At 50.6% G+C, this 11829-nt stretch carries 10 protein-coding genes; 2 read left to right on the forward strand and 8 right to left on the reverse strand.

All coding sequences use genetic code 11. The annotated features are described in order from the left end of the window. The 4 genes from J5224_RS21875 to wecA all read right to left on the reverse strand — a co-directional run. Positions 1-1613 (reverse strand): GNVR domain-containing protein (locus J5224_RS21875; RefSeq protein WP_264627363.1); only part of this gene is annotated, 1613 nt, incomplete at its 3' end. 15 nt (positions 1614-1628) lie between these two features. After that, a complete protein-coding gene (locus J5224_RS21880) occupies positions 1629-2063 on the reverse strand; it encodes a protein tyrosine phosphatase (RefSeq protein ID WP_264627364.1) in 435 nt (144 codons plus the stop codon). A 26-nt stretch (positions 2064-2089) separates the two neighbouring features. Further along, entirely contained in the window at positions 2090-3226 is a 1137-nt protein-coding gene (locus tag J5224_RS21885; RefSeq protein ID WP_264627365.1) for a polysaccharide export protein, read from the reverse strand. Positions 3227-3340: 114 nt separating this feature from the next. Continuing rightward, the gene (gene wecA / locus J5224_RS21890) at positions 3341-4429 is read right to left on the reverse strand and encodes a UDP-N-acetylglucosamine--undecaprenyl-phosphate N-acetylglucosaminephosphotransferase (RefSeq protein ID WP_264627366.1); all 1089 of its coding nucleotides are present in this window, start codon (positions 4427-4429) and stop codon (positions 3341-3343) included. A 720-nt stretch (positions 4430-5149) separates the two neighbouring features. Here wecA and J5224_RS21895 point away from each other — a divergent pair. Continuing rightward, the gene (locus J5224_RS21895; RefSeq protein WP_264627367.1) at positions 5150-6736 is read left to right on the forward strand and encodes a TerC family protein; all 1587 of its coding nucleotides are present in this window, start codon (positions 5150-5152) and stop codon (positions 6734-6736) included. A gap of 47 nt (positions 6737-6783) precedes the next feature. On the opposite strand, the gene dcuC is transcribed toward J5224_RS21895, so the two are convergent. Beyond that, positions 6784-8136, reverse strand: a complete 1353-nt coding sequence (gene dcuC, locus J5224_RS21900) for an anaerobic C4-dicarboxylate transporter DcuC (protein ID WP_264627368.1) — start codon at positions 8134-8136, stop codon at positions 6784-6786. A 149-nt stretch (positions 8137-8285) separates the two neighbouring features. Here dcuC and J5224_RS21905 point away from each other — a divergent pair, with 149 nt between their 5' ends. After that, complete coding sequence (locus J5224_RS21905; protein WP_264627369.1) at positions 8286-8465, forward strand: hypothetical protein; 180 nt, start codon at positions 8286-8288, stop codon at positions 8463-8465. Positions 8466-8539: 74 nt separating this feature from the next. Here the strand turns inward: J5224_RS21905 and asmA are convergent, their stop codons facing one another. The 3 genes from asmA to udk are packed head-to-tail and all read right to left on the reverse strand — an operon-like array spanning position 8540 to position 11695. Continuing rightward, positions 8540-10390: an outer membrane assembly protein AsmA gene (gene asmA / locus J5224_RS21910; RefSeq protein ID WP_264627370.1), complete on the reverse strand. Its 1851-nt coding sequence runs from the start codon at positions 10388-10390 to the stop codon at positions 8540-8542. A gap of 44 nt (positions 10391-10434) precedes the next feature. Beyond that, positions 10435-11016 (reverse strand): dCTP deaminase, encoded by a 582-nt coding sequence (dcd, locus tag J5224_RS21915; protein WP_222160069.1) that lies wholly within the window; start codon positions 11014-11016, stop codon positions 10435-10437. A 37-nt stretch (positions 11017-11053) separates the two neighbouring features. Continuing rightward, positions 11054-11695 carry a uridine kinase gene (gene udk, locus J5224_RS21920; protein ID WP_196906238.1) on the reverse strand — a complete coding sequence of 214 codons (642 nt, stop codon included), beginning with the start codon at positions 11693-11695 and terminating at the stop codon, positions 11054-11056. Positions 11696-11829 lie beyond the last annotated feature (134 nt).

The following is an 11829-nucleotide window of genomic DNA, read 5'->3' on the forward strand; positions in this document are numbered from 1 at the left end:
GAGGGACTAGCACCCGAGATCATCAACACATTATTTTTTGCTTCCATCATAGCAAAATGTAGGCTGGTGCGCAGGCTGCGGATGGCCTCAATAGCTAAGTCAGCAGGGTTGCCAATGGCCAGCAATTCAGTCGAGCGAGTATTGCTTTTCTTGCCCTTCGCCAGCAACGCTTTATCTTTCTTTTGTTGCCATTCAGAAAGGGGCACGCTGGCATAAACGTTAATCCCTAACTCTTCAAGCTGTTCAGGGCTTTCAATGCCTTTGTGCAGCAAGGTTTTCAAAACCACAAATGCAGTAGAGGCCATTGCACCTAAAATCATGGCTAACAGCACAATCAATGTTTTTTTCGGTTTAACGGGTTTAGGCTGCACAACAGCCTTATCGATAATACGCACATTGCCTACAGTGCTGGCTTTGTTGATACTCAGTTCCTGCTGTTTATTCAGCAGTTGCATATACACCTCTTGCCCCGCCTGCACATCTCGGGTTAAGCGCAAAATCTCCTGCTGAGTTTTCGGCATCGCCCCCACGCGCTTATTCAGCTTATCGCGCTCTTGCTGCAAGGTTTTGCGTTTTTCCATCAACGCTCGGTAGGCCGGGTGTTCACGGGTGTAGAGTTTAGAGATCTCTGCTTCTTTAAAGGTCAGCTCATTAAGCTGAGATTCAACGGACACCATGGTATCCAGCACTGCTTTTGCTTCCAGCGAGAGATCAACGGAGTCATTCTGTTGGCGGAAGGTGTTTAATTTATTCTCTGCATCATTCAACTGGCCTCGGATATTGGGTAATTGTTCTTTTAAAAACTCAAGGCTTCTGCCTGCTTCTTCCGATTTACGCTCTACGTTTTGCTGCAAATAGTTTTGGCTGATGCTGTTTAGAATTTTAGTGGTTAAAATAGGATCTTCGCCTTCTAAACTTAACCCCAAAACACCAGTATCCTTACCTTTATCTGCAACATAGAAGTTATCCAATAACTCTGTTAATGCAGTGACAGGGTTCAGCTTTTTCAGCTTAAAGCTTGTACCGTCGTCAGCCAAAACATCACTGACAAGTATAGTAATGCCATTATGGTTCTCAACCTGACCGACTTTACCTGAGAACAATACGGTGTCGCCACCCTTTATGATATAGTTTTCTTTATCGATGACGTTCAGCATTAGCTGCTCGTCTTCCCAACTTTCGGGCACATCCAAACGAGAGACTGCAATTTCTCCTTGTTGAGAATTAGACAAGCGTGCAATACCTTTGCCAATGATTGGAAAATACTTCTCACGCACATCAATATCTAGGGCCAACTCGTTAATGGTCTTCCCCATCACCATCCGCGATTTGATCAGCTCAATTTCAGCAGCTGATTGCGGTTTGGCATCAGGCAACATGTTGGAGATATCTTTGATCAAAGAATCTCCGCCGCTTTGCTCAACCTGAATTAGTGCATCCGCTTTATAAATCGGTGTAGCAAGCATGGCATAAGTAATACCAACAATGGTAAACAGCGCTGTCACACCAACAATTAACCAACGATTATCTAACAGGGTTCCAAGCAATCGCCCCAAATCAATCTCATCTGAACGATCAATTTCAGATGTTTTCACTGAATTTTTTTCTGCCATCGGTTTCTCTGAGAATTATCGATTTAAAGCCTGCGCCCATTTTTGGGCCGACTGCTCTAGTTGCAAATAAACAAACTCAAAAGCCTCACGGCTTTTGCGATAAGGATCAGCGATTTCTCGCTGGTTCAGCCAGTGGCCAAACAGCATGGTCTTGCCACGCACTTCCGGTGCCATGCGCCCCACGGCATCGATGTGGCCTTTTTCCATCACCAAAATCAGATCATATTCTCTGCACAAGGATTTGGTGAGTTGCTGGGCTGAGTGCCCTTCCAGTGAAAGGCCGTGCGCACTGGCCACGTCACTGGCGGTGCTATCCGCAGCATGCTCCACTAACGCGCCCAACCCTGCCGAGGCGATTCTTTTGCTCGGCAATAACTGTTTTAACAACCGCTCCCCGGTCGGGGAACGGCAGATGTTGCCAACGCATACCACTAAAATGGAATCAAACATGGCGTTCTTCGCGTGCAAATGAATGGTTACGGCCAGGTACGCACACGCAGCGCACCTTCAGTCAGGTCATTAAAGCCGGAGATGGTCGGCACCAGTTGTGAAACAACGCGGTTCCAACGCACAATCGGTGCGGTCGTCACGTAGACCACATCATAGGGCTGTAACTGGAACTCGGTGCCCATCACCAGCGCAGTGGCATCTGCTGTGTTTAACTGATAGATATCGGCCAGTTTCGGGCCTTGCGTACCGCGCAGCGGGCGGATAACAAACACACCGGTGGCATCAGACATCGCCTGATCCATCCCTTCCGCGTTACCTAACGCTTCGGTGAGCGTCATGCCGCTGCGGTCCATTTTCAGCGTGCTTTGTTTTTTCACTTCCCCCATCACAAACACCTTCAGGCCGTCATTACGCGGCACATAAAGGATATCACCGGGGTAAAGAAGTTGGTTCTGAGACAGGTCGCCGTTTTGCATCAGCGCCTGGAGGGAGATACGTTTTTCCTGCCCGTTATGGGTCAGCACCACGTTGCGCCAGTCTGCGTTTTCCGTCAGCCCACCGGCTTTGTTAATCGCATCCAGAATGGTGAGCGGCACGTTAGTGACAGCTTGCTGGCCTGAGGTCGCTACTTCACCAGAAACGTACACTTTTTGTGAACGGAATGCAGCAATGCTTACTTCCACCTGCGGGGATTCAATATACTGCGCCAGGCGGGTCATGATCTCATCGCGCACCTGGGTAACCGTTTTATCCGCTACCTTTACCTTACCAATGTAAGGGTAGAAAATAGTACCGTCGGAGTGAACCCAGTTGCCCGTGTCCGCCGCGGTGCGGTAGGTACCGGCAGGAGTGGTCAGTTCAGGGTGATCCCAAACGGTAATCATCAGAACGTCGCCGACGCCAATATGATATTCGTAGCTTTGTAGTTCACGATCCAGCGCAGAATTAGCTTGAGCCACCAGCGGCTTTGCACGCATTTTTTCGATCAGGTAGGGCGTCATCGGGTAAACGTTAACCAGTTTACTGATGTTGAAATCTGCATCCTGCTGTTTTATCACTTCTTTGCCGCTGGTCGTCAAATGCGAACCAGGAATAATGGTACAACCGCTCAGCAACACGGCAGATACCATCAAGGGTATCATTTTTCTTTTGTAAGCTATCATCCTGTTTATGCCATCACTTTTAATAAGTTATAAGTCGCCGCCGATCCTCTTCCTCTATCATAGAGAATACGAGTGCAATTGATTCCATGAGTTACGGCTGTAAAAACGGGCAATTTACTTGTTCAGTGGCGTTTGGCCCACTTTGCTGTGCACATGCCCTGAGGGTTCGCTATGACGACGAGCCCATGTCAGCAAGCGCCACACCCGGGTAATTGACCAGAAATAGCCGACGAATGCCAGTAAAAACAGGCTAAGCATAACAGACTCTCTGATTCCTGCACGCTCACCAATGATTCCTACCAGCGCAAACATAAACGCCACGCCAACAATGGCTAACAGGGTTTGGCGCGGACCCAGCCCAGCACGCAGTAAAATATGATGAAGGTGCTCGCGGTCAGGTTTGAAGGGGCTGTCACCACGGCGAATGCGGCGCGTCATAATGGTGACCATGTCCATCAACGGCACGGCGATAAACCACAATGCGGTTACCGGGCGAATCACGGCGTCATGCCCTTGGGTGGCGACGATCAGCAACCAGATCACGGTAAAGCCAATCAAGGTGCTGCCAGCATCGCCCATAAAGACTTTGAATTTTTGTCCCCAGGGAATACCGAGATTGAGAAGAATATAAGGAATGGATGCAGCCAACAGGCACAAACTCCACTGCGCCAGTTCATGCTCACCATCCAGATAAAACATCACAGACAGTGCGCCAAAGGTTACGCAAGAGAGTGCGCCCAGCAAGCCATCAATGCCATCGACCATGTTGAAAGCATTGATAGCGCCCCAGACAGCGAGCAGCGTCACCGCGTAGCCTGCCCAGCCTAACACCAGTTCGTAACCAAACAAAATGTTGCCCAGGCTGGCGAGATGCAACCCGGAATACATCATGATGCTGGCAACCAGCGCTTGCAGGAAGATACGAGGCATAACAGGGAGATCAAAGCGGTCATCGAGCACACCAACGAAGAGTAATGCGCTGGCGCAGACCATATAGAGAGAAAAATCAGGTAGCCATTCAGGATGAAGGGCATAGAGGATCCAGAGCGCGAGATAAATAGAGACACCGCCCACCAGAGGGATATGTCCACGGTGTTTTTTGCGCGCGTTCGGTTTATCAACGAGCCCTATTTTTATTGCCGTTTTTCTTGCCAGAAACAGCGCAACAAAAGCGCTTATGAAGATAACCGTAATTTCTTGCATTTTTGCACCATCATCAACCGTGAAGTTACTTCGCACAGGCACGCTACCGCCCTTGGCTTATAGCCGCCAACGTGCTGTTAAAATACGGAATACCGTCCGTGGACCACATTATGATTCCTGGGTACGAATTTATTTTTTACGGGCTAGTCAAGCAAAAAAAACCGCGAAACTTTCAGAAAATGACCCTATAGTGCCACGCAAGACACTATAGTATGGAGCACAATTCACTATGTACAGGAAGTTCGTGGATTTACAAAGATTTTCAGATTAGGCCTATCCCACACAACAAAACCGCAATAACCTTAAGAAATCACATGTCTTTTTTAAATTTGAGTGTTTTTCAAACAAAACGGTATTATTTAATAATTCCTTACAAATGCTAGCACTCTTGCGCGCGGCGAGATACCGTTTTTTGAAAGTTAGCGATTTTAAATCAGCAGGTTAGAATACTAAGTAATTGTAAATAAAGTAATTACACCCGTCATACTTCAAGTTGCAGGTGTGTTGGCTGCGTTCACTCACCCGAATCACTTACTTGTGTAAGCTCATCGGGATTCGCTCACTTGCCGCCTTCCTGAAACTTGAATTATTTAGGGTATATACTTGCAATGATTTTATGCCAATGTTGCCAGGCAGGGATTATCCCTACAAATGCTGGTTCAATGTGGGCTGCACTGCTACCCTGTATCGGTTCTGGTTGATGAAGGTGAAAAAATTTATATGGAGTGGATCGCAGATCCCACTATCTGGGCCGGTTTGGCAACGCTTGTGGTGTTGGAACTGGTATTAGGTATCGATAATCTTGTCTTTATTGCCATTCTGGCGGAAAAACTCCCCGAAAAACTCAGAGATCGCGCCCGCGTTGTGGGCTTGTCACTTGCGCTGTTGATGCGCTTGGTGCTGCTTGCCTCTATGTCCTGGCTGGTATCGCTCACCGCCCCACTCTTCACGCTATTTCAGCAGCCGTTTAGCGCGCGCGATATCATTATGGTGATCGGCGGGCTGTTTCTGCTGTTCAAAGCCACCGTTGAACTTAATGAACGGTTGGAAGGCAGGGATCAGGAGCAGCACGGGCAGCGTAAAAGAGCACGCTTTTGGGCTGTTGTGACACAGATTGTTATTCTGGATGCCATCTTCTCGCTTGATTCAGTGATCACCGCCGTCGGCATGACGGATCACCTGCTGGTGATGATGTCTGCCGTGACCATCGCCATTGGGCTGATGCTGCTCGCCAGCAAGCCATTAACCCGGTTTGTAAACGCTCACCCTACCATTGTCATTCTTTGCCTCAGCTTTTTGTTGATGATCGGCTTTAGTCTGGTGGCGGATGGTTTTGGCTACCATATTCCCAAAGGTTACCTCTATGCAGCGATTGGTTTCTCCGTATTGATTGAGGTGCTAAACCAGGTCGCCCAGTTTAACCGACGCCGTTTCCTCACCTCTGATGTGCCACTGCGCCAACGTACCGCTGATGTGATCTTGAAAATCCTGCGCGGTGAGCATGAGGATGCAGAATTAAATAACCAGACCTCGGACCTGATTGGCGACAATGCACAAAGCGGTAATGCGGTGTTCAACCGTCAGGAACGGCGCATGATCGAACGCGTGCTCGGCATGGGGCAGCGGAGCGTAAGCAGCATCATGACATCCCGCCACGATATCATCGCTGTTGAACTTCAATCTCCTCAAGATACGCTGGCAGCGCTATTAGAAAAAAGCCCGCACACGCGACTGGTGGTTGTGGATAACCCCACCTCGGATGAACCGGTAGGTATCGTGCACGTGGCCTCCCTGCTGCAACAACAGTTGCGTCATGAAACGCTCGATCTGCATAAGTTGGTGCGCCAACCGTTGGTGTTCCCGGAGCAGATCTCTTTGCTACAGGCGCTAGAGCAGTTCAGAACGGCAAAAACCCACTTCGCTTTTGTGGTGGATGAATTTGGTTCGGTGGAAGGCATTGTTACGCTGAGCGATGTCATGGAAACCATCGCCGGGAATCTGCCGGTTGAAGGAGAGGATGTCGATGCGCGTCACGACATCACGCAAAATGAAGATGGGAGCTGGATTGCCAACGGCTATACGCCGCTGGAAGACCTCGCCATGTACATTCCCCTTACGCTGGATGAAAAACGGGAGTACTACACGCTGGCTGGGCTAATGATGGAGTATACGCAGCGGGTGCCGCAAGAAGGTGATGAACTCACCATTGATGGTTATCGCTTTAAGATCCTCAGCATGGAGAGCCACCGCATTGTGAAAGTAGCAATCACTCAGGAGCACACGCCTGAGCAGGATTATGAGGTATAGACGTGAAGCATCCCTCACCGATAAACCGTGAGGGATGCTCATTCACATCACGCCGGAATCAAAATTTCCGTAGCCACCACCACCACAATCAGCCCGACCAATACCGGCACTGATGTGCGTTTTACCACTTCAAACGGCGAGACTTTTGCCATCCCGGCTACCGCAACCACTACGCCAGACACAGGAGAAATGGTTCTGCCAAGGTTAGAGGCTTGCAGCATCGGGATCGCCAGGTAGGCTGGGTTAATGCCCATCTGTGAAGCCAACTTGGGGATCAGTTCAACAAACGCATAGAACGGCGCGTTGCCCGACCCAGTGGTCATTGCCGCCAACATGGTGATCACCACCAGCACCAGCATGATAAGCAATGCGCCGCTGCCGAAGGATTGCACCAACCCGATCAAACCGCTGATAAAGCCGATGGTGCTCAACCCCTGTGCAAACACACCGGCAGCCACCAACAGCACCACGACGCTGGAGAAAGCTTCCGCCATACCTTTATAGGCAACATCCAACCCGGCATAAATGGTTTTGGCGTTAAAGAAACGCAGGAATTCACACATCGCAGCCAGCAACATGCAGATCACCAGAATGGTGATAATGTGCAGTTCCGGCCCCCACTTGCCATCAAAAATCAGCACACCGATGATCGGTGTAAACGGCAAAATGGCATACAGACGCGGCGCATTGGTTTCAATGTCTTTCGCTTCGACCATTTCGTGGCTGATGTTCTCTTTTCGGTCGATATAGCGCTGCCAGAAGAAGTGGGCAATCGCCATCGATACAATGGCAGCAATGGAGATAGGCAACGTCACCTTAAAGGCAAAATCCACCAGTTTCATTTGCGATGCCTGTGCCGCCAGCACCACGTCGCCAGAGGTCGGCGACAGAATCAATGCCGCTGGCGAGGCGCAGATCGCCGCCGCCGCGCCACGACTGATGCCTACGTTCACCATGACTGGGAACAGCGTTGCCATCAACAACACACCCAATCCGGTGGCAGATGACACAGCGAGTGACATCAGGCAGGCAACAAAATAGGCGGCAATCATCAGCAAATAAGGGGAGTTGATCACTTTAAGCGGGCGTGAAACCAGTTTTACCACAACGTCATTGGCACCAATGTGCGTCATGTAGGCAGCAAAACCACACAGCACCATGATCATCATGCCGAGGTCACCACCACGGCTCATCAGCAGAATTTTGACGTACTCAACGATATCCGTTAAGCCCCACCCTGTGGATTTTGCACTGGCGGGCAGTACGCTTTTCCCCATCGCTACGCTAATCAGCAGCAGCAACAGCCCGCCCGCCATCAGCACGCCGGTCGCGGAATAGCCTTTAATGATGTAACGGCCCACCAGCACCGTCACAATGACACCTATAAGGAGTTCGATCATGATGTTTCTCTGTAAAAGTGAACGTAAAAAAGCGCCTGACGGGCAGACATCAGATAACGCTCTGGTATAAGAAAACGCGATAAAAGCAGGGGAGTTTACTGATTTGTAGAAAAACTACAAATGGCAAAGATCAAAGAAGTAAAGTTTATTTGCACAAACGAGATAAGGTTAAAAAACTGCCTATTGGTGTATTGAAAGAAAAAAAACCATTGGCGCTCACGGTTATCGTGGCGGACATCTCTGTCAGAGGAAATGCGTTTAGTCTGTGGGAGATTCCCGCCTTCGCGGGAATGACGGGTGAAGAGCGGGAATGGCGAACAGCATTTTGATTGGCGAAGGGGGGACGAAAATAATGAGTCCCCCCTATTTATCGTCCTTGGCCTCAAGATCACGGCACAAGTGATCAAAGCTTGTCGAGAAGCTGTTTTAGCCCTTTGCCTGTTTGGCTCTGCTGATTTTTATCCGCCCAATCATTGAGCCGCTTTTTCATTTCATCCTGAAGGCGTTTACGCAGCAACTGATCAACTTGCAGTTGATAGCTCAGGTTGTTGATCGGGCCATAAATACGCAGCGGCACGCTGGTGGATTTTAACATCTCCACTAACTGCTCGTTGCCACGCCAGCCGTCGGTAATGCGTACGTTGAAATTCATATCGCATTGCTGAGCCGGGAGATCAAACTGGCTGGTGCCGGTGAGCGACAGCAGCGCGGATTGACCGGTGATATCATTCACCCGCAGTTTACCTGCATTGAGATCGGCATTGCTGGTCAACCGCGTAATGTCGGTATAGCGATCGTAGCGCTCTAACGCCTGCACATTGCTGTTGTTGCGCACCACCGCCAACTGAATCATCTGCTGAATATTCACGCCCTGAAAACGCAGGTTGTCCACGCTCAACGCCGCGTTGCCGCGCCACTGTCGCATCAACGCATCCAGCGAGAAAGTATCGCCACTAAACTGTCCCTTTAACGACAGTTTGCCACTGACCGTTTGCGGCAACGCAAACGCCACGGTCAGCGGCTCAACGTCCACACGCTCAATAGTGGGTTGCAACGTGATTTTCGGGGTTGCCTTCGCATCCATTTTTCCAGTCAGAGCAATGCGCCCGCCGTTAAGCTCACTCTGCAACGAGGAAAGGGTCACTACGCCCGCTTGATTGACCGCGTTGAGGCTCACCTTGCTGAAGGTCAGGCCGCGGTAGATAAGGGTATCTACCTGCAACGCCAACTGCGCGCTGAACGATTGCCACAAGGCATCGCCTTCACTCAGCCCACGTTCCGTCGAAACGACTGGCGTAACGGTCTTGATCGAGGCGGGTGAAGCGTTCTGCGTTTGTGACGTTGGCGCACTTCCCAGCAGCGCATCAAGGTTTAGCCGCGCCGCGTTAATGTTCAGCGAATATTCAGGGTGATCGCCCAGAGTTGCGGTTGCATTCCCACTCAGTTGACTGTCACTCGCCGCCAGCGTGAACTGACTTACCGTGACTTTTTCTGGTTGAGCCGTGCCTACGGCTTGTTGGTAACTGCCTTGAAGGCTACCACTGCCACTAATGCCGCCAGCGGGAATACCTGCGCCCTGAAGTTGGTATTGAAATTGTTCGATGCTGGCGTCGATTTGCTGCGGATAGTGCTGCATATCGAGACTCGCCTGAAGTGACACAGCAAGGTCACGCTGATCGCGATTAATGCGGCTGGTCAATTCCAGCGCCAGTTGGCGTTCACTGCTCTCTTCCAGCGTGAGGTTGATGTCGCGCACGTTGAGCTGCTCGTCGTCGCCGCGCTGCAAAATCAACAGGCTATCTACAATTTTCAGTTGATTAATGGCAAGTCGCCAATTACGTGTCTCTTCCGGCGTTGATGAACCGGCTGGCGCAATGGGTGCGGTACTGGCGCGATGCGCTTCACTTTCAGGCGTTAAACGCACCACCGCCCCTTTGAGCATCACCTGCTTCACTTCCAGACGATGTGACAATAGCGGCCAGAGCTTGACATCGAGACGCATGTTTTCTGCACTGACAATCGGTGCCGCCGCGCCCGGTGCGGTTAGCGACATACCGCCGGACAGAATGCTCAATTGCGGCCAAACGTGCCAGCGGAGATCGCCTTCCAACTGCAAACGGTATCCGCTACGGGCATCGACCTGGCTTACCATGTAAGCGCGGAAATCGTTGGGGTTCACCAGCATGACCAGCGCTGTCATACCGACAGCCAGCACCACAAGCAAAATCGCCAGCGTCGTCAACACTCTTTTCATGCCATCCTCCCAACAATCAGTGCAACAGCATTATGCACTGGCGATCAATCCTTATCGATTCGGCTCGCCACAGCGCCCTGCTGATCTTTGTATTTGGCATCTTCACGACGATTGTAGGGGCGCGCAGCCGGGCCAGAGAGCGGTTCAAAACTCAACGCACCGATAATCATGCCAGGACGTAATGCCAACGGTAGCTTACCTGAATTATAGAACTCCAGCACAATTCTACCCTGCCAGCCGGGATCGATACGATGCGCAGTAACGTGGACCATTAACCCCAGGCGCGCCAACGATGACCGACCGTCAAGCCAGCCCACCAGATTGTCCGGTAATGTTACCGACTCCAACGTCACCGCCAGCGCCAGTTCGCCGGGGTGCAGGAAAAAGGCTTCGCCTTCCGGCAAATTGATTTCATCGCTCATCACGCGATCGAGCGCCGCGCTAACCTCATCTTTTGGGCCGCTTAAATCGATAAATGCGGCCGTGTGCCCGCTGAAAACGCGAAACTGATTGCCCAGCCGCACATCCAGCGTTGCACCGTTGATTCGTTCAACGGGAGGACGGGGGGTGATAACCAAGCGTCCATCGTCCAACCAGCTTTCTATGTCGCGATCGCACAGTCTCATGTTGTTCCCTTTTCTCGTTTACGCCGTCTTCGGTGAATTATTCAAAAAACTGACTGATTTTGGCTTTCAGAATATCAATCGCAATACGGTTTTTACCGCCGCGTGGCACAATAATATCTGCATATTGCTTCGACGGTTCAATAAATTGCAAAAACATCGGGCGTACCGTTTTTTGGTACTGTTCCATGACAGAGTCCATGGAACGACCGCGTTCGTTCACATCACGGCGCATACGACGCAGCAAACAGATATCCAGCGGCGTATCGACAAAAATGGAAAAATTCAGCTCAGCGCGCAAGCGGACTTCCGTCAGTAGCAGGATGCCCTCCAGAATGATCACTTTCTTCGGCAGCAAGCGTACCGTCTCTTGCTTGCGGGTATGTTCAACGTAACTGTACTGCGGCAACTCAATCGCTTGTCCGGCCTTGAGCATTTTCAGATGCGTTAACAGCAGATCATGGTCCATGGCATTAGGGTGGTCATAGTTGGTTTTCACCCGTTCTTCCATGCTCAGATGGCTTTGATCTTTATAATAACTGTCTTCCGGGATGACCCCGATATGCTCATCCCCCACCTGATCGCGCAACTCGCGATAGAGCGTACTGGAAATAAGACTTTTGCCAGAAGCAGAGGCTCCTGCAATTCCGATGATGACACACTGGTGAGACGTCGCAGCCATGACAATAAATGACCTGATAAATGAGGGAAATGCCGAATGGCATAGTAACGGGTAAACAAACAGTAACGAGCGAATTATAGGGAGTTAAGGCAGGCAGCGCCAGCCCTACTCATGGTCATTTCTGGTTTGCAAAA

The sequence above is a fragment of the Candidatus Symbiopectobacterium sp. NZEC135 genome (assembly GCF_025962695.1).

What these genes read in the sequence shown, in the direction of transcription:
- udk (WP_196906238.1), bottom strand. Translation starts at nt 11,695, where the DNA reads ATGGCTGCGACGTCTCACCAGTGTGTCATCATCGGAATTGCAGGAGCC.
- J5224_RS21880 (WP_264627364.1), bottom strand. Translation starts at nt 2,063, where the DNA reads ATGTTTGATTCCATTTTAGTGGTATGCGTTGGCAACATCTGCCGTTCC.
- asmA (WP_264627370.1), bottom strand. Translation starts at nt 10,390, where the DNA reads ATGAAAAGAGTGTTGACGACGCTGGCGATTTTGCTTGTGGTGCTGGCT.
- dcuC (WP_264627368.1), bottom strand. Translation starts at nt 8,136, where the DNA reads ATGATCGAACTCCTTATAGGTGTCATTGTGACGGTGCTGGTGGGCCGT.
- J5224_RS21885 (WP_264627365.1), bottom strand. Translation starts at nt 3,226, where the DNA reads ATGATAGCTTACAAAAGAAAAATGATACCCTTGATGGTATCTGCCGTG.
- wecA (WP_264627366.1), bottom strand. Translation starts at nt 4,429, where the DNA reads ATGCAAGAAATTACGGTTATCTTCATAAGCGCTTTTGTTGCGCTGTTT.
- dcd (WP_222160069.1), bottom strand. Translation starts at nt 11,016, where the DNA reads ATGAGACTGTGCGATCGCGACATAGAAAGCTGGTTGGACGATGGACGC.
- J5224_RS21895 (WP_264627367.1), top strand. Translation starts at nt 5,150, where the DNA reads ATGGAGTGGATCGCAGATCCCACTATCTGGGCCGGTTTGGCAACGCTT.